Raw genomic sequence first — 17425 nt, 5'->3', positions numbered from 1 at the left:
CGCGGGGCAGCGGCACGCGCGTGGCGTGCCTAGGCTCGCGCAGATGTCGACACCATCACTCGAACGCGGCGTGCTGCTTCTGGCCCGAGGTGACGAGCTTCTGGTGGACCGGGTCGCCGGAGTCGCCGACGAGACGTCCGGCCGGCGCTGCACCCCGGCGACGCGATTCCAGATCGCCTCGATCAGCAAGCAGATGGCGGCCGTGGCGGTGCTGCTGCTCGCCGAGCGGGGAGCGTTGAGCCTGTCCGACCCGGTCGTACGACGGCTGCCCGGCACGCCGCCGCCGCAGTGGTCCGGCATCACGCTGCACCACCTGCTCACCCACACGTCCGGCCTCGGCCACTGGGAGGACTACCCGGCGATCGGCCTGCACGGGCCGGCCGAGCCGGACGAACTGCTCGACCGGTTCGTGGCGCTGCCGCCGCTGTTCTGCCCCGGAGCCGGGTGGCACTACAGCAGCCCCGGCTACGTGCTGCTGGCCCGCACCGTCGAGCGGGTGGCCGACCGGCCGTACGCCGAGTTCCTCGCCGAGGAGGTCTTCGCGCCGCTGGGCATGACTGGCAGCTTCGCCGGTTCCGGCGAGGGGCGGCCGGACGTGGCGACCGGGCACGAGGGCGGCCGTGCGGTGCCGTCCTGGGACCTGGCGACGGTGAGCATGGGCGCGGGCGACGTCTGGTGCACCGGGGCGGACCTGCTCACCTGGCTGGACGTACCGCGCCGGGGCCGGCTGCTCGCCCCGGCCTCGGTGGCGGCGATGACCGCGCCGCACGCGTCCACCGGCCGGCCCGACGAGGCGTACGGCTACGGGTTCTTCGTCGGCCCGCTGGCCGGCCGGCGGGCGCTGCACCACTCCGGGGACAACGGTGGCTACAAGGCGTTCGCCGCCTGGCTGCCCGACTCCGACGAGCGGCTCGTCCTGCTGACCAACCAGGCCGAGGTCGACCCGGTCGCGGTCACGTCGGTGCTCGACACGGTCTGACCGGGCCTGGGGCACACACGGCGAGGGCGCGCCGACCGGTCGTCGACGCGCCCTCGGGTGCGGATCAGGCGGTGAAGCGGATCCGGCGGCGACGAGCCGTCACGAACAGCACCGCGCCGGCGGCGAGCAGCAGCGCGGCGCCGCCCGCGATGGCGCCCGCGGCGGGGCCGGTGACCGGCAGGCCGCCACCCTGGCCGGAGCAGTCGTCCGGCTGGGCGTACGGGATGGTTTCGGCGTCCTCGACCACGTCGTACTTCACGGTGACCTTGAGGCCCGGGTAGGCGTCGAACTCGACCGAGCTGGTCTTGCCGGGCTCGGACGCGAGCGTCCTGGTGACGCCCTTCTCGGTGGTCAGCGTGGCGGTGAACGGCGCGCCCGCCGCCGGGTTCTCCACCACGAACGTCATCGAGTCGCAGTCCTGGTCGAGCTTGAAGATCGGCTCTGCCGGCGCGGGCGGAGAGCTGGGCGGGGTGGACGGGCTCGGCGGGACGGACGCCGACGGCGTCGGGGTGGTGGTCTGCGGCGGCGTGCTCGGCGAGGGGGTGACGCTCGGCGGCGTGCTGGGCGACGGCGACGGGCGCGGCGTCGCGCAGTCGCGGGCCGGGCGGGCCGTCACGGTCCGCTCGCCCTCGTGCGACTTGCGGCCCCGGTCCCAGTGCGCCCCGACGGTGAGCTTCAGCTCCGGGACCGGGCCGGAGAACGTGTGGGTCTGGGTGCCGGTGAGCGTGCCCTTCCCGGCCGGCTTCAGCTCGGCGCCGACCGCCAGGTCCCCGTCGACCGGGCCGGGCACTGTGGACACGAGCTTGGTGATGCGGCCGGAGATGTCGGTCTCGCTGCTGGTCACGGACCAGGTGACGGTGACCGCGCCGTTCGGGGTGGCGCAGTAGCTGCCGGACGGCTCGGGGTGGTGGGCGGCGGCCGGGCCGGCGACGGTGGCGACGCCCGCGAGGCCGAGCAGCGTGCCGGCGGTGAGGACGGCGGCACGCCGGAGGTGGAGACGATTCACGCCTGCTCCTGACGAGGGGGAGGATGGGAGAGACCCGGGCGGAGGGACCGGAGCCACGCGTCCGCTCGGCAATCGGGCCAGACCCTAGCGAGATCGACAGTGCGGGCGTTACCGAGATCGACGGGTCGTAAAGGGTCCGTTATGAATTCGAGATCATTGATGTACGTCGAGTCACCCGGCGTCGCCTCCGGGTGCTCGATCCACCTCGGCGCGCCCGTCGCGTAGCGTCGTGGCATGCGCAGGGAGCGACGGTGACCCGGATCGTGGCCGGCACGCTCGGCGGACGGCGGATCGCCGCGCCGCCCGGCGCGGGCACCCGGCCCACCTCGGACCGGGTCCGGGAGGCGTTGTTCAGCGCCGTCCAGGCCGATCTCGACCTGGACGGGGCCCGCTTCGCCGACCTGTACGCCGGTTCCGGCGCGGTCGGCCTGGAGGCGCTGTCCCGGGGCGCCGCGCACGTGCTGCTCGTCGAGTCCGACGCGCGGGCCGCCCGGGTCGTCCGGGAGAACATCGCCGCGCTCCGGGCCGCCCCCGCCGCGCGCCTGGTCACCGGCAAGGTCGCCACCGTGCTGGCCGCCGGTCCGGCCGACGGGCCGTACGACGTGGTCTTCGCCGATCCGCCGTACGCGGTGCCGGACGCCGAGATCACCGCGATGCTGGCGGCGCTGGTCGACGGCGGCTGGCTCGCCCCGGACGCCCTGGTGATCGTCGAGCGGTCCAGCCGATCCGGACCGGTCACGTGGGTGGAAGGTGTCACTCCGGAGCGGAGCAGACGTTACGGCGAGACCACTCTTTGGTACGGTCGCCGATCATGAGACGTGCGGTCTGCCCCGGCTCGTTCGACCCGGTCACCAACGGTCACCTCGACATCATCGGCCGGGCCAGCCGGCTGTTCGACGAGGTGATCGTCGGGGTGCTGATCAACCAGTCGAAGCAGGGCCTGTTCACGGTCGAGGAGCGGATCGACATGCTCCACGAGGTCACCGCCTCGTACGACAACGTCCGGGTGGAGTCGTTCCGCGGCCTGCTCGTCGACTTCTGCCGCGCCCAGCAGGCGAGTGTGCTGATCAAGGGCCTGCGCGCGGTGAGCGACTTCGACTACGAGTTGCAGATGGCCCAGATGAACATCGGCCTGGCCGGCGTGGAGACGCTGTTCATGCCGACCAACCCGCTCTACTCGTTCATCTCGTCCAGCCTGATCAAGGACGTGGCGAAGTGGGGCGGCGACATCTCCGCCCACGTCCCCGACCTGGTTCGAGAGCAGCTGACCACCCGCCTCCGCCCCTGACCCACCCGGAGTGGGCGGGGGTGGTGACGGCGGCCGGGGGCGACGCGCCGGGTGGGGCGGGTGGGGCGTCGGTGGCTCGGGCGCGACATGATGTGTGCAGCGCCGAAGCCGGGCGCAGGCCGCATCATGGAGGGCGGCCGACGAAGACAGGAGTGAGGTACCGGTGGACCCGCTCGATCGCATCGACGAACTGATCGCCATGGTGGAGCAGGCCCGCTCCGTCCCGATGTCGCGCAACAACTGCATGGTCGACCGGGGCGAGATGATCGCCGTGCTCGACGAGTTGCGCGCGGAGCTTCCCGCCGACCTGCGCCGGGCCGCCGCGCTGCTGGAGGAGCGGGACAAGATCATGGAGGCCGGCAAGCGCGAGGCCGACCGGATCATCAGCGAGGGTGAGGCGGAACACGCCCGGCTGGTCTCGGTCAACGAGATCACCGTCTCGGCCGAGCACGAGGGCGCGCGGATCATCGCCGAGGCACGGGCCGAGGCGCAGCGCCTCCGCGAGGAGGTGGACGACTACGTCGACACCGCGCTGGCGAACTTCGAGCAGTTCCTCACCCGGGCGCTCGCCTCGATAGAGCGCGGCCGGGACAAGATGCACGCGCTGCGCGAGATCGGCACCTTCGCCGGGGACGAGGCGGACCGCCCGCTACCCTTCTGAGCGGCGCACGGGCCGGTCGCCGACAGCCGGCTGCCGCCGAGCCGGAGGTCCGCCCCCGGTTCGACGGTCCGCCGCCTGGCAGGTAACCTTCTTTGTCGGCCTCTCATCGGCCGGAGTCTGACTATGCCCAAACACTCGCCAAGCACACTCGACCCCAGGTCGCCGCTGGTCCTCGACACGAGGGAACTGCCGCGCCGACCTGGCGCGTTGCGTACGCACAAGCGGGTCGTGCCGGCACCGGCGGACCTCGGCGGGGAGTTGATCGGCGTGCCGGAGGGCGCGGACCTCGACCTCGACCTGAGGTTGGAGTCGGTGTCCGAGGGCGTGCTCGTCTCCGGGACCGTCACCGGTCCCGTCAAGGGCGAGTGCGGGCGCTGCCTGCGCGAGATCGACGACTCGTTGGCCGTGACGATCCAGGAGCTGTACGCGTACGAGAACAGCACCACGGACGACACGGCCGATGAGGACGAGGTGGGCCGGATGCAGGGCGATCTGATCGACCTGGAGCCGGCGTTGCGGGACGCGGTGGTGCTGGCGCTGCCGACCAACCCGCTCTGCCGGGAGGACTGCCCAGGGCTGTGCCCCGACTGCGGGGTGCACTGGGACGATCTGCCGGCCGATCACAGCCATCAGCAGGTCGACCCGCGTTGGGCGAGCCTGACGCAACTGACCCGTACAGAGGAGTAAGAACCGTGGCCGTCCCCAAGCGCAAGATGTCGCGCAGCAACACCCGCGCCCGCCGGGCGAACTGGAAGGCCTCGGTGGTGGCGACCGTGGCCTGCCCGCAGTGCAAGTCGGCCAAGCTGCCGCACGCCGCCTGCTCCGTCTGCGGCACCTACAACGGCCGTCAGGTCCTCGAGGTCTGACGCGGCCGCCGAGTGACGTCCCCGACCACCGGTCGGGTGACGCGCGCACCAAGGCTCTCGCCCGGTGCCCCGGCTCCCTTCACCGCCGACCGGCTCCCGGCCGGCGGACCTGCGGAGCCGGGCACCGCGCGGATCGCCGTCGACCTCCTCGGCGGGGACGATGCTCCCGCCGTCGTGGTTGACGGCGCTCTGCGAGCGGTACGCACTGATCCCGCCCTGCACCTGATGCTCGTCGGCCCGATCGAGGTGGCCGACGAGCTGATCGGTGCGCTCGACCCGGCGCAGCGAACCCGGGTCACCGTCCGCCCGGTGCGGGCCGCCGTCGGCATGGCCGACCATCCCACCGCCGCGCGCGGCGAGAGCACGGTACGCGCGGCCGTGCAGGCCGTACGCGACGGTCTCGCCGACGCCGTGGTCTCCGCCGGCTCGACCGGCGCCACAGTCACCGCCGCCGCGCTCGGCCTCGGGCGCTGGACCGGGATACGCCGGCCCGCTCTCGTCGCCACGCTGCCCGCCGTCGAAGGTCCGGTGGTGCTGCTGGACGTGGGCGGCACGCTCGAGTCCGGTCCCGCCACGCTGGCCCGGCACGGCGTCCTGGGCGCCGCCTACGCGGCCGTGGCGCACTTCGTCACCGCGCCCCGCGTCGGGCTGCTCTCCGTCGGCCATGAGACCGGCAAGGGCGACCGGCTGCGCCGGCACGCCGATCCCGCGCTCGCCGCCCTCGCGCTGCCCTGCGACGCGCGCTACGTCGGCCTGGTCGAGGGGTACGACATCTCCCTCGGCACCCGCGCCGACGTGGTGGTGACCGACGGTTTCACCGGCAACGTCCTGCTGAAGGCCATCGAGGGCGCGTACGCGATGGCCGGTGGCCCTCCGCCGAACGGCGGCGCGCCCCGCGCCGCCGCCCTGCTCGGGGTGGGCGGCACAGTGGTCGTCTGCCACGGCGCGGCCGGCTCCGAGGACGTCGCCTCGGGTATCGCCCTGGCCGCTCACCTCTGGCGCCGCGACGCCGCCGGGACGGTCCGCGCCCTGCTCGCCGACGTTCCGCACGAATCCGCACCTGACCGACACGACACCGAGGTAGCACCATGACCAACGACAAGCGGCGGCGTGCTCCCGTCGGCCACCTGGAGGCGGCCTTCGGGGTGTCGCTCGACCCGGAGCTGCTGGAACGCGCGCTGACCCACCGCTCGTACGCGTACGAGAACGGCGGCCTGCCCACGAACGAGCGGCTGGAGTTCCTGGGCGACTCGGTTCTCGGCGTGGTGATCACCACCGCGCTGTTCCACAACCACCCGGACCTGGCGGAGGGGCAGCTGGCGAAGCTGCGCGCGAGCGTGGTCAACATGCGCGCGCTGGCCGACGTGGCGCGTGGCCTGGGCCCGGACGGGCTGGGCGCGTACCTGCTGCTGGGCAAGGGCGAGGAGGCCACCGGCGGACGGGACAAGGCGAGCATCCTGGCCGACACGCTGGAGGCGCTGCTGGGCGCGATCTACCTCCAGTACGGCCTGGACACCGCGGCCATCGTGATCCACCGGCTCTTCGACCCGCTGATGGCCGAGTCGGCGGGCCGGGGCGCGGCGCTGGACTGGAAGACCAGCCTCCAGGAGCTGACCGCCGCGCTGGGGCTCGGCGTGCCCGAGTACCGGATCGAGGGCACCGGGCCGGACCACCTGAAGACGTTCACCGCCTGGGTGGTGGTCGCCGGCAACCGCTACGGCGGCGCGGAGGGGCGCAGCAAGAAGGAGGCCGAGCAGCGCGCCGCCGAGTCGGCCTGGCGGACGATCACCGAGCGGGCCGAGGCCGAGGCCGAGGCGGCGGCCGGAGCGCGCGACGAGGCGGCGGGGCAGGACGAGGCGGCGGACGTCGAGGCGGGCGCCGGCCGTGCCTGAGCTGCCCGAGGTCGAGACCGTCCGGCAAGGGCTGGCCCAGTGGGTGATCGGGCGGCGGATCGCCGCCGTCGAGGTGCGACACCCCCGGGCGGTACGCCGGCACGCGCCGGGCGGCGCGCACTTCGCCGACGTGCTCGCCGGCCGGACGATCACCGGCGTACGCCGCCGGGGCAAGTACCTCTGGTTGCCGCTGGACAGCGGCGACGCGGTGATCGGTCACCTCGGCATGTCCGGCCAGCTGCTGTTGCAGCCGGTCGGCGCCGCCGACGAGCTGCACCTGCGGGTCCGGTTCCGGTTCGCCGACGACGGGCCGGAGCTGCGTTTCGTCGACCAGCGCACGTTCGGCGGGCTGTCCGTCTCCGAAGGCGGGGCGGAGCTGCCGGCGGAGATCGCGCACATCGCCCGCGACCCGATGGACCCGGAGTTCTCCGACGAGGCGTTCGTGGCGGCGCTGCGCCGCAAGCGTACGGAGATCAAACGCGCGCTGCTCGACCAGACGCTGATCTCCGGGGTGGGCAACATCTACGCCGACGAGGCACTGTGGCGGGCGAAGCTGCACGGCGCCCGCCCGACCGACGCGCTGACCCGCCCGGCCGCGCTGCGGCTGCTCGGGCACGTGCGGGACGTGCTCGCCGAGGCGATCAAGCAGGGCGGCACCAGCTTCGACGAGCTGTACGTGAACGTCAACGGCGAGAGCGGCTACTTCGACAGGTCGCTGAACGCGTACGGCCGGGAGGGGGAGCCCTGCCCGCGCTGCGGCGCGCCGATCCGGCGTGAGGCGTTCATGAACCGGTCCTCCTACAGTTGCCCGCGGTGTCAGCCGCGGCCCCGGGGCACCCTCCGGGGATGACCCCGAGCCGGTTCGGGGTTGCGCCGGTGTGCATCGCCGGGCGGTCCCCGGAGACGCGCCGGAGCGTACCCGGAGATGTCCTTTTGCGCCTGGTCGGCGCGGCCGGTTCCGGCCGCGCGGACCGCGTCCGCGGGATCGGGGACGAGCGGGGGCCGTTCCCCGATGTCGGGTCCCCGCCTGCTGCCTAGCGTCATCTGGGGTCGGCACAGGGCCGGCACCAGGAGGGTGGAACCCGGGACATGGGCAGGCGACCGGTGACCGTGCGGTTGGCACGGTGGAGTGCGGAGCATCCGTGGCGCGCGATCGCGTTGTGGGTGGTCTTCGTGGCGGTGTGTTTCGTGGGCGGCAGCGCCGCCGGGCTGAACGAGGCGACCGACGAGGATCAGGCGATCGGCGAGTTCGGGCGGGCACAGCTGATCGTCGACAGTGGCGGGTTCGACCAGCCGGCGACCGAGAACGTGCTGATCACCGCCCGCTCGGGGACGCTCGACCAGCCGGCGGCGAAGGCCGCGGCCCAGGACGCGGCCGACCGGCTGCGGCAGGTCGACGGCGTGGCCTCGATCGGTACGCCGATGCCGTCGCGCGACGGCAGCGCGCTGCTGCTGCCGATCACCATGTCGGGCGACCCGGGAACCGCCGGGGACCGGGTGCAGCCGCTGCGGGACACCACCGCGAAGGTGCAGGACGCGCACCCGCAGCTGCGGGTGGAGCAGGTCGGCGGCCCGTCGATCGACAAGGCGCTCGACGACACGCTCGGCAAGGACTTCAAGCGCGCCGAGCTGCTCAGCCTGCCGGTGACGCTGGCCATCCTGATCATCGCGTTCGGCGCGCTGATCGCCGCCGGGGTGCCGGTGCTGCTGGCGCTCTCCTCGGTGGCCGCCGCGATGGGACTCTCCACTCTCGCCTCGCACCTGGTGCCGGCCACCGACACCACCGCCAGCGTCATCCTGCTGATCGGCATGGCGGTCGGGGTGGACTACTCGCTGTTCTACGTGCGGCGGGAGCGTGAGGAACGAGCGAAGGGCCGGTCCGGCCTGGACGCGGTGGAGATCGCGGCGGAGACCTCCGGGCACGCCGTGGTGGTCTCCGGCACCGCCGTGATCATCTCGATGGGCGGTCTGCTGCTCGCCCAGGACGCGATCTTCTCGTCCCTGGCCGTCGGCTCGATCCTGGTTGTGGCGGTCGCCGTGATCGGCTCGCTCACAGTGCTGCCGGCGCTGCTGGCGAAGCTGGGCCGCTGGGTCGACCGGCCCCGGGTGCCGCTGCTCTGGCGTCTCACCGCGCCGCGCGACGGTCAGCCCGCCCGGCCCCGGTTCTGGCCGGCGGTGCTCAAGCCCGCGCTGCGCGCGCCGGTGGCCACGCTGCTGATCTCGGTGGCGCTGCTGCTCGCGCTGGCCGCGCCCGCGCTCGGCATGAAGCTGAAGTTCCCCGGCCCGGAGGACGTGCCGCGCAACACCGCGGCCATGCAGGCGTACGACCGGCTCACCGCCGCCTTCCCGAGCAACGGAACCAGCCACACCGTCGCCGTGCGGGCGCCCGCCGAGCAGGCCGACCGGGTACGGGCCGCGCTCACCGACCTGGCCGGCCGTACCGCCGTGGACCCGCTCTTCGCGCCGGCCGAGGCGGACGGCCCGGAGATCCGGGTGTCGGCGGACCGGCGGGTGTCGGTGCTGGAGGTGGCGACGCCGCACGCCAGCCGCTCCGACGAGGCGTCCCGGTCGCTGCACGAGCTGCGCGAGGACCTGGTCCCGGCCACGCTCGGCGCCATCCCGGGCGTGGAGTACGCGGTCGGCGGCGGCGTGGCCGCCAGCGAGGACTACGCCGCCCACATCTGGGCGAAGCTGCCGATCGTCGCCGCGTTCGTGCTGGCGCTGACGTTCCTGGTGATGGCGTGGACGTTCCGGTCGGTGGTGGTGGCGCTGACCTCGATCGTGTTGAACCTGCTCTCCGCCGGCGCCGCGTACGGGCTGCTGGTGCTGGTCTTCCAGAGCACCTGGGCGGAAGGGCTGCTCGGCTTCACCTCGATGGACGCGATCGTCACCTGGCTGCCGCTGTTCCTGTTCGTGGTCCTCTTCGGACTGTCCATGGACTACCACGTCTTCGTGGTCAGCCGGATCCGCGAGGCGGTCGACCGGGGCATGCCGAACCGGGAGGCGGTGGCACACGGCATCACCTCCTCGGCCGGGGTGGTGACCAGCGCGGCGGTGGTGATGGTGGCGGTGTTCTCCATCTTCGCCACGCTCAGCATGATCGATTTCAAGCAGCTCGGCATCGGCCTGGCGGCGGCGATCCTGCTGGACGCCACGATCATCCGAGCGGTCGTGCTGCCCTCGGTGATGACGCTGCTGGGGGACGCGAACTGGTGGGCGCCGCGCTTCATGCGCCGCCGTACGGTCGTCGTCCCGGCGGTCGAGCCGCCGCCCGCCCCGGCTCCGGAGCTGGTCGGCGCCCGCTGAGCCTGATCGGACCCGTTCCGGCTCGTGCCGGCCGCCGAGAAGGCATCCGTGTTCGCGCGGTATACCTGAGAGTCATGATTATGCCTCTCAGGTATACCGCTTTCTGTGCAGCTATCAGCCGGTGAGGTCACGGAGAGTATCGGCAGTTCTCGTGGCCGCCTTGACGACGGATGGCCGGAGGCGCCGGCCCCGGAGCGCGTCGTGAGCAGCGGCGCCGCCACCGGCACTCCGGCCCGCGACGCGACCACCGGCTGAGCTGTGCCCCGACGCGTCACGGCAGCACGCAGGGTTCCCGCCAGGCGTCCAGTTGCCGATCCTTGCGCATCGAGGCGAAGCCGTAGCCGAGCGAGGTGACGCAGAAGTCCGCCGGCTCACCCGTGTACTCGACGTGGAAGACCGGCTTGCCGGCGTCGACGAACGGCAGCAGTTTCGCGCACTCGCGGTGGCGTACGCACTCCTGGTTGACCGCGAAGTCGAAGTCGGGCGCCAGCGCGGCCACCTGCGCCACGTCGTCGACCAGCCCGGGGGAGAGGCCGAGCTTGCGGGCCAGCCCGGCCAGCCGGCGGTTGAACAGCAACTGGTCGTCGAAGTCCAGCGGGAAGCCCGAGCGGTACCGGTGGCCGTCCGCGTCGGCCAGTGCCACCGCGCCGAAGCCCTTGCCCCGGCACAGCCGGAACCGGTCGGCAAGCACCGGTGACAGCGCGTCCCAGCGCCGTACGTCCAAGAAGCGGCTCCCCGGTCGTCCGGGTACTGCCGAGCCGCGTACGGCGGCGGGAAAGCGGGTGGCGTCCGGATCGTCGGCGGCGTACGTGCCGACCCGGACGTGGCAGACCAGCCGGCGGCCCTGCTCGCGCAGCGCGGCGGTCTCGGTCGAGGTGGTCGCCACCGGGTCGAGGAGGAAGACGTCGGCGTCGACACTGACGTCCACCGGGCTGGTGAGCTGCCACTGCCACCGCCACCTGTCGGCCTGTGCGACCGGCCAGGGCGTGGGCGCGCCGGGCGGGGTGATCGGCCGCCGGCAGGCCGGCACCGGGGCGAGCAGCAGCGCGGTCAGCGCGAGCGCCACGCCCCGGCGCGGGCCACGTCGGCGGACGCGGGCCGGCCGGGCGCGCGGCACGGCCCACCCCGGCCGGATCCGCATCGACGACTCCCCGGACGCGGGCGGCCCGACGCCGCCCCCGACCGGTCAACGAGCGCCGGGCCGGTCACGACGCGCGGGTCAGGCCGGGGTGCCGAAGACCTGCGTCCAGTACGGCCCGTTGCTGCGCGCCAGACCCATCCCGATCTGGGTGTACCCGCAGTTGAGGATGTTCTTCCGGTGGTCCGCGGAGTTCATCCAGCCGTCCATCACCTCGGCCGCGCTCTGGTAGCCCCAGGCGACGTTCTCGCCCACCATGCTGTAGTTGTAGCCGGCGCGCTTCACCCGGTCCCAGGGCTTGCTGCCGTCGCTGCCGTTGTGGTCCATCTTCTTGTGGTCGGCCTGGTCCTGGCTGTGCCGCTGGGCGGCCAGGTTCAGCTTGGCGTTCACGGTCAGCGCCTTGCAGCCGGCCTTCGCCCGCTCCTGGTTCACCAGCGTGACGACCTTCTGGAGTTCCGCGCTCAGCGCGGTCGTGGCGGTGGCCTTGGTGGCCCCGGTGCCGCCGCCGCTCGGGGCGCTGCTGCGCTCCTGCTGCCGCGACGGCGCGGTGCTGCGGCTCGGCTTCGGAGTGGCCTTCTTCGACGGGCTCGGCGCGACGGTGGTCGGTACGGCCGACGGGCTGCCCGACTCGGCAGCGAGCGCCTCCGCGGGGCCGTCCCCGGCATCCTCGGGCGCCTGCGGTGCGGCGGCCACCGGGGCGTCGGCGGAGGTCCGATTCGTGCCCTGGTCATCGCCGGGCAGCAGGACCGCGCCCACGCCGAGACTCACCACGAGCGTCGCCGCGGCAGCGGCCCCGCCGATCACGAGCGGCCGGGACAGGCGCCGCTTGCGGCGTCGCGGCTCGTCGGCCGGGATGTCGCTCGCCGGCTGCCAGGTCGCGGCGGGCTGCTCCCAGCCGCCGGCCGGCTGCTCGTGGCCGTGCCACGCGGGCTCCTGGCCGTGCCAGGCGGCCGTGGGCTGCTCCTCGCCGTTCCACCGGTCGCGGGGCGGCGGGTAGGAGCCGGCCGGCTCGGGGCCGTAGCCGGCCGGGCCGTAGCCGGCGGGCGGCTGCTGCTGCGCGCCGTCTCCGAAGAGGTACGACGACCGCGGCTCGGGCCGGTCGGTGAGCCACGCCGGACCCTCGTCGGTCGGCTGCTCGGGGCGCCGGGCGGTGCCCTCCGGGTCGATCGGGTCGTTCCAGCGGTACACGCCTGTCCCCTTCACGGGTTGGTTGCGGGCCGGGGTGACGCTACGGGCGCGCTCGGAGCTGCGGCAACGTGGCTAAGGAAGAGTTAAGGCGAAGCAGCCGCCGGGAGTGAGGCGTTCACACATTTCCGGCGTACAGTAAAGGCGTCCGGACAGAGCGTGTCCGCGCCTTGTGGCAGCCCCCCGGTGAGTGGCCCGGCCGACGTGGAGATGATCTACGGCCTTGGTCAACTTGACGAAGCAGGGGGTTTCGGCTCAATATAGTGGTGTCGCCAGTCGCGCCCAGCCATGCCCCGATGCAGTGGGAATGGTAGCCGCGAACATCATGGGCGCGCGTTGGCCGGCCTTTCCGGCAGCGCACATCAAGGAGTTCAGCATGGCGAAGGCCCTCTACGGCCACGTAAGTGCAGCGCCCGACCGGCGCCTGCTCGACGAGGTCACCCGTCTGCGTGCCAGGGTTCAGGCACTGGAGTTCGAGATCACGCGTCTGCGTGCCGACAACGATCGGCTTGCGGCGGCAGCGGCGGAGGCCGACGACCTCCTCCGTCTGGCCGAGCCCGCGCTGACCTGATCTCCAGTCGCCGGAAAACTGAATCGCACCACACCGAAAAGCGCGCCGACACTCAAGTGCCGGCGCGCAGCCATGTGCGTACCCCTTTTCGTGGTTCCCGCCGTAATTCTCGATCTTGCGAAACCGCCCGGAATTGCGCCCGGTAATTGTGATCATGCATTTCCGTTCCCCCACGACGGCCGGGCGGAAAACGGACACCGCGGGCGTCGGGTGGGTCGCGTCGCGGCGGCGTCGCGGTCCCGGGTTAGTCTGCGGGTTCACCAGGTCCGCGCAGCCGGCGACGGTACGGCGGCCACCGGACGAGGATCGAGAAGGTGCATCTCAAGAGCCTGACGGTGAAGGGCTTCAAGTCCTTCGCCTCCGCCACGACGTTGAAGCTGGAGCCCGGGATCACCTGCGTGGTGGGCCCGAACGGCTCCGGCAAGTCCAACGTCGTCGACGCCATCGCCTGGGTACTCGGCGAGCAGGGCGCCAAGGCGCTGCGCGGCGGCAAGATGGAGGACGTCATCTTCGCCGGCACCGCCGGACGCGCGCCGCTGGGCCGGGCCGAGGTCACCCTCACCATCGACAACACCGACGGCGCGCTGCCGATCGAGTACACCGAGGTCTCCATCACCCGCCGGATGTTCCGCTCCGGCGAGAGCGAGTACGAGATCAACGGCGACTCCTGCCGCCTGCTCGACATCCAGGAGCTGCTCTCCGACTCGGGCATCGGCCGCGAGATGCACATCATCGTCGGGCAGGGCCGGCTCGACGGCATGCTGCACGCCAAGCCGGAGGACCGCCGGGCGTTCATCGAGGAGGCGGCCGGCGTCCTCAAGCACCGCAAGCGCAAGGAAAAGGCGCTGCGGAAGCTCGACGCGATGCAGACCAACCTCAACCGCCTGACCGACCTCACCGCCGAGCTGCGCCGCCAGCTCAAACCGCTGGGCCGGCAGGCCGAGGTGGCCCGCCGCGCCGCCGCGATCCAGGCCAACCTGCGCGACGCCCGGCTGCGGCTGCTCGCCGACGACCTGCACACGCTGCGGACCACACTGGACAAGGAGATCGCCGACGAGACGGCGCTGCGGGAGCGGCGTGAGGTGATCGAGGCCGAGCACGGCGAGGTGCAGGGCCGCCTCGGCGAGCTGGAGGCGGCGCTGGCCGAGGACGCGCCGCTGCTGGCGGCGGCGCAGGACACCTGGTACCGCCTCTCCGCCCTCCAGGAACGGTTCCGCTCGATCGAGCAACTGGCCCGGGAGCGGCTGCGTCACCTCAGCGCCGCCGGCGACGACGAACGCCCCGGCCGCGACCCGGAGCAGCTGGAGGCGGAGTCGCGGCGGGTCCGCGAGCAGGAGGAGGAGCTGCGGGCCGCGCTCACCGAGGACCAGATCCGGCTGGCCGAGGCGGTCGAGCACCGGCAGGAGCTGGAACGGCAGCTCGCCGCCGCCGAGCGGGAACTGGTCGCCGCCGCCAAGGCGATCGCCGACCGGCGCGAAGGGCTGGCCCGCCTGACCGGCCAGGTGAACTCCGCCCGGGCGCGGACCACCAGCGCCGGTGAGGAGATCGAACGGCTCGCCGCCGCGCACGCCGACGCGATGGGCCGGGCCGAGAAGGCACAGGCCGACGTGGACGCGGTCGCCGAGCAGTCGACCGAGGCCGACCGGGACAACGCCGACCTGGACGCCCGGCACGACGAGGCGGTGGCCGTACACGAGCGGGCCCAGGCGGCGGTGCGCAGCCTGACCGACGGGGAGCGCGCCGCGGAGAAGGACGCCGCCACCTGGAAGGCCCGCGAGGAGGCGCTCGCGATGGGCCTGCGCCGCAAGGACGGCGCAGGTGAGCTGCTGGCCCGCGCCGACCAGGTGCCCGGCCTGCTCGGCAGCCTCGCCGGGCTGCTCACCGTCGCGCCCGGCGACGAGGCGGCGCTCGCCGCCGCGCTGGGCGGGCTCGCCGACGCGGTGGCCGTCACCGGCGTGGACGAGGCGGTCGAGGCGATGCGGCTGCTCAAGATCTCCGACGCCGGCCGGGCCGGGCTGCTGGTCGGCAGCCCTGCCGGGCCGGGCATGGACGGCTCCGCGGACGCCCTGCGCCCGAAGCTGCCCGAGGGCGCGCGTTGGGCGCCCGACCTGGTGGAGTGCTCGGCCGCGATCCGGCCGGCCGTGCACCGGGCGCTGCGCGACGTCGCGCTCGTCGACGACCTGGCCGCCGCGTCCGCGCTCGTCGCCGCGAACCCGGAGCTGCGCGCGGTCACCCCCGACGGCGACGTGGTCGGTGCCTGGGCGGCGGCGGGCGGGTCGGCCAAGGCGCCCAGCTTCATCGAGGTGCAGGCCGCCGTCGAGGAGGCGCGGGCGAACCGCGCCACCGCCGAGCGGACCGCTGCCGAGCTGCGGGAACAGCTCGCCGAGGCGCGCGCCGAGGTGGCTGCCGCCAAGGAGGCCGTGCAGCACGCCGCCGCCGCCAAGCGGGAGGCGGAGAGCCACCGCAACGCCGCCGCGCGCCGCCTCGCCGAACTGGGCGCGGCCGCCCGGTCGGCGAAGGCGGAGACCGACCGGCTCGGCGAGTCCCGGGCACGCGCCGAGGCGGCCCGGGAACGGGACCTCGCGGCACTGGCCGAGCTGGAGGAACGGCTGCGCCTGGCCGAGGCCACTCCGCTCGACGCCGAACCGTCCACCGAGGAACGCGACCAGCTCGCCGCCATGGTGCCGCAGGCACGGCAGAACGAGATGGAGGTCCGGCTCGCGGTGCGTACCGCCGAGGAGCGGGTGGCCTCGATCGCCGGACGTGCCGACTCGCTGGCCCGGCAGGCCACCGCCGAACGCGCGGCGCGGGAGCGCGCCGCCGCCCGGCGCGCGGCCCGCGCCCGCGGCGCCCAGATCGCCCGGGCCGTGGTCGGCGGCGCCCGGGAGGCGCTCACCCGGCTCACCGTCTCGATCGCCCGGGCCGAGGAGCACCGCGACGCCGTCGCCCGCGAGCGCGCCGCCCGCGAGGCCGAGTTGTCCGAGGTACGCGGCGCGGCCAAGCGCCTCGCCGCCGAGCTGGAACGGCTCACCAGCCAGGTGCACCGCGACGAGGTGGCCCGCGCGGAGCAGCGGATGCGCATCGAGCAGTTGGAGGCCAAGGCCGCCGAGGACTTCGGCCTGGACGTGGCCACGCTCGTCGCCGAGTACGGCCCGGACCGGCTCGTCCCGCCCACCGACGCGGACGTGGCGCTGGCCGAGAAGGACGGCCGGCCGGTGCCGGACCCGGTGCGCTACGAGCGGCCGGTGCAGGAGAAGCGGGCCGCCAAGGCGGAACGGGAACTGGCCCTGCTGGGCAAGGTGAACCCGCTCGCGCTGGAGGAGTTCGCCGCGCTGGAGGAGCGCTTCAAGTTCCTCTCGGAGCAGCTGGAGGATCTCAAGGCCACCCGGCGCGATCTGCTCACCGTGGTCAAGGACGTGGACGACCGGATCCTGGAGGTCTTCGCCAGCGCGTTCTCCGACACCGCGCGGGAGTTCGAGCAGGTCTTCACGGTGCTGTTCCCCGGCGGCGAGGGCCGGCTCGTGCTGACCGACCCGGAGGACCTGCTCACCACCGGCGTCGAGGTCGAGGCCCGGCCGCCGGGGAAGAAGATCAAGCGGCTCTCGCTGCTCTCCGGCGGCGAGCGGTCGCTGACCGCCGTGGCGATGCTCGTGGCGATCTTCCGCGCCCGGCCCAGCCCGTTCTACATCATGGACGAGGTGGAGGCGGCGCTCGACGACGTGAACCTGGGCCGCCTGATCACGCTGCTGGCACAGTTGCGGGAGAAGAGCCAGCTGATCGTGATCACGCACCAGAAGCGGACCATGGAGATCGCCGACGCGCTGTACGGGGTGACCATGCGGGCCGGCGTGACCCAGGTGATCAGCCAGCGGCTCAACCGGGCCGACGACGAGGAACAGGTGACGAGCGAGTGAGTCGGGAACGCGCCACGGCGCTCCTGGTGGACTTCGACGGCGTGCTGCGCCGCTGGGATCCGGCGGTGGCCGCCGGCGTCGAGCGGGAGTACGGGCTGACCGAGGGTGTCCTCGGTGAGATCGCGATGTCCTGGGGACTGCTCCAGCCGGTGCTGACCGGCCAGGTCAGCCACGCCCAGTGGATGGTGAGCGTGGCCGACGCGCTGACCCCCGCGGTCGGCGCGGACCGGGCCCGTGCGGCGGTCCAGGAGTGGCAGAGCTACCGCGGCGAGGTGGACCCGGACGTGCTGGCGTTCATCCGCGAGGTGCGGGCCGCGGGCATCCGGGTCGGGCTGGGCACCAACGCCACCGACCTGCTCGACGCCGACCTGGCCGCGCTGGGCCTGACCGAGGAACTGGACGTGATCGTCAACTCCTCTGTCGTCGGAGTGCACAAGCCGGCGAAGGAGTACTTCCAGGCCGCCTGCGAGGCGCTGGGGACGCCCCCGGCCCGGGTGCTGTTCGTCGACGACGAGGACCGCGCGGTGGCCGGCGCCCGGGTGGCCGGGCTGTCCGCCCACCGCTGGAGCGGCCCGGCCGACCTGCGCTACCTGCGGGCGGCGCTGGCGTACTGACCCGG

General features: G+C 73.5%; 16 protein-coding genes. 13 read left to right on the top strand and 3 right to left on the bottom strand.

The window, feature by feature from the left end; translation table 11 throughout:
- Positions 1-43 precede the first annotated feature (43 nt).
- Positions 44-979 carry a serine hydrolase domain-containing protein gene (locus tag AMK25_RS22755; protein ID WP_073830398.1) on the top strand — a complete coding sequence of 312 codons (936 nt, stop codon included), beginning with the start codon at positions 44-46 and terminating at the stop codon, positions 977-979.
- A 64-nt stretch (positions 980-1043) separates the two neighbouring features.
- On the opposite strand, the gene AMK25_RS22750 is transcribed toward AMK25_RS22755, so the two are convergent.
- Positions 1044-1985: a cell wall anchor protein gene (locus tag AMK25_RS22750; RefSeq protein ID WP_073830397.1), complete on the bottom strand. Its 942-nt coding sequence runs from the start codon at positions 1983-1985 to the stop codon at positions 1044-1046.
- 251 nt (positions 1986-2236) lie between these two features.
- Between AMK25_RS22750 and rsmD the strand changes: the two genes are divergently transcribed.
- The 9 genes from rsmD (at position 2237) to AMK25_RS22705 (ending at position 9998) form a co-directional block, all read left to right on the top strand.
- Positions 2237-2800, top strand: coding sequence for a 16S rRNA (guanine(966)-N(2))-methyltransferase RsmD (gene rsmD / locus AMK25_RS22745; RefSeq protein ID WP_073830396.1), 564 nt, complete (start codon positions 2237-2239; stop codon positions 2798-2800).
- A complete protein-coding gene (gene coaD, locus AMK25_RS22740) occupies positions 2797-3273 on the top strand; it encodes a pantetheine-phosphate adenylyltransferase (RefSeq protein WP_073830395.1) in 477 nt (158 codons plus the stop codon). The genes rsmD and coaD overlap by 4 nt, the downstream gene beginning before the upstream one ends.
- Positions 3274-3436: 163 nt before the next feature.
- Positions 3437-3934, top strand: coding sequence for a hypothetical protein (locus AMK25_RS22735; protein WP_073830394.1), 498 nt, complete (start codon positions 3437-3439; stop codon positions 3932-3934).
- A gap of 123 nt (positions 3935-4057) precedes the next feature.
- Positions 4058-4621: a YceD family protein gene (locus AMK25_RS22730; protein ID WP_073830393.1), complete on the top strand. Its 564-nt coding sequence runs from the start codon at positions 4058-4060 to the stop codon at positions 4619-4621.
- A 5-nt stretch (positions 4622-4626) separates the two neighbouring features.
- Positions 4627-4800, top strand: coding sequence for a 50S ribosomal protein L32 (gene rpmF / locus AMK25_RS22725; protein ID WP_073830392.1), 174 nt, complete (start codon positions 4627-4629; stop codon positions 4798-4800).
- 132 nt (positions 4801-4932) lie between these two features.
- A complete protein-coding gene (locus AMK25_RS22720; RefSeq protein ID WP_192900265.1) occupies positions 4933-5892 on the top strand; it encodes a phosphate acyltransferase PlsX in 960 nt (319 codons plus the stop codon).
- Positions 5889-6692: a ribonuclease III gene (gene rnc, locus AMK25_RS22715; RefSeq protein ID WP_073830391.1), complete on the top strand. Its 804-nt coding sequence runs from the start codon at positions 5889-5891 to the stop codon at positions 6690-6692. Before AMK25_RS22720 ends, rnc begins: the two co-directional genes overlap by 4 nt.
- Positions 6685-7542, top strand: a complete 858-nt coding sequence (gene mutM / locus AMK25_RS22710; RefSeq protein ID WP_073830390.1) for a bifunctional DNA-formamidopyrimidine glycosylase/DNA-(apurinic or apyrimidinic site) lyase — start codon at positions 6685-6687, stop codon at positions 7540-7542. Before rnc ends, mutM begins: the two co-directional genes overlap by 8 nt.
- A gap of 239 nt (positions 7543-7781) precedes the next feature.
- Entirely contained in the window at positions 7782-9998 is a 2217-nt protein-coding gene (locus AMK25_RS22705; protein WP_073830389.1) for an MMPL family transporter, read from the top strand.
- A gap of 271 nt (positions 9999-10269) precedes the next feature.
- On the opposite strand, the gene AMK25_RS22700 is transcribed toward AMK25_RS22705, so the two are convergent.
- Together AMK25_RS22700 and AMK25_RS22695 are read right to left on the bottom strand one after the other, a co-directional pair.
- Positions 10270-11139, bottom strand: coding sequence for an endo alpha-1,4 polygalactosaminidase (locus AMK25_RS22700; RefSeq protein ID WP_073830388.1), 870 nt, complete (start codon positions 11137-11139; stop codon positions 10270-10272).
- 78 nt (positions 11140-11217) lie between these two features.
- Complete coding sequence (locus tag AMK25_RS22695; protein ID WP_073830387.1) at positions 11218-12324, bottom strand: CAP domain-containing protein; 1107 nt, start codon at positions 12322-12324, stop codon at positions 11218-11220.
- Between the two features lie 373 nt (positions 12325-12697).
- On the opposite strand from AMK25_RS22695, the gene AMK25_RS22690 reads away from it, so the two are divergent.
- From AMK25_RS22690 to AMK25_RS22680, 3 genes are all read left to right on the top strand, one after another.
- Complete coding sequence (locus tag AMK25_RS22690; protein WP_013284566.1) at positions 12698-12892, top strand: hypothetical protein; 195 nt, start codon at positions 12698-12700, stop codon at positions 12890-12892.
- Positions 12893-13206: 314 nt separating this feature from the next.
- Positions 13207-16806: a chromosome segregation protein SMC gene (smc, locus tag AMK25_RS22685; RefSeq protein ID WP_073830386.1), complete on the top strand. Its 3600-nt coding sequence runs from the start codon at positions 13207-13209 to the stop codon at positions 16804-16806.
- On the top strand, positions 16803-17420 hold the full coding sequence (locus tag AMK25_RS22680; RefSeq protein WP_073830385.1) for an HAD family hydrolase: 618 nt from the start codon (positions 16803-16805) through the stop codon (positions 17418-17420). The genes smc and AMK25_RS22680 overlap by 4 nt, the downstream gene beginning before the upstream one ends.
- The last annotated feature ends 5 nt before the right edge of the window (positions 17421-17425 follow it).

This window comes from Micromonospora sp. TSRI0369, from assembly GCF_001905625.1.
Lineage (GTDB): Bacteria > Actinomycetota > Actinomycetes > Mycobacteriales > Micromonosporaceae > Micromonospora > Micromonospora echinospora_A.
This window is presented reverse-complemented; position numbering and strand designations above follow the sequence as displayed.